Genomic DNA, 416 nt, shown 5'->3' with positions numbered 1-416 from the left:
CTATGCGCGCGACACCTATCTGTTCAATCTGGGCGATGGTCAGGATGTGATCATCGACAAGGCGGATGCGCCGACGGTCAACGACGCCTACCGTGATGAGTTGGTGTTCGGCGTGGGCATCAAGGAAGGCGATATCCAGGTGCTGCGCAGCGGCAACGACATGGTGTTCCGCCATGTCAACGGCCAGGACAGCGTGACGGTGAAAGACTGGTTTGCCGATCGGGTGTATTGGATCGAGCAGATCACCTTTGCTTCCGGCGTGAAGTGGACCGCTGATCAGCTGATGCAGCAGGGCGTGCCGCTGGTGGGCACTGAGCTGGGCGATACGCTGCGGGGCGGCAACGTCAACGACTGGATCGTTGGCAACGGCGGCAACGATTCGCTGTACGGCGGCAACGGCAACGACCTGCTGGAAG

At 60.8% G+C, this 416-nt stretch carries 1 protein-coding gene; it reads left to right on the top strand.

From position 1 onward, the window contains the following. Positions 1–416, top strand: a 416-nt coding sequence (locus tag HA052_RS27195) for a calcium-binding protein (RefSeq protein ID WP_277345165.1), incomplete at both ends; no start/stop codon positions are given.

It is taken from the genome of Chromobacterium fluminis, assembly GCF_011602385.1.
Taxonomy (GTDB): domain Bacteria; phylum Pseudomonadota; class Gammaproteobacteria; order Burkholderiales; family Chromobacteriaceae; genus Chromobacterium; species Chromobacterium fluminis.
Note: the sequence above shows the minus strand (reverse complement) of the source record. Positions and strands in the feature narration are given on the sequence as shown.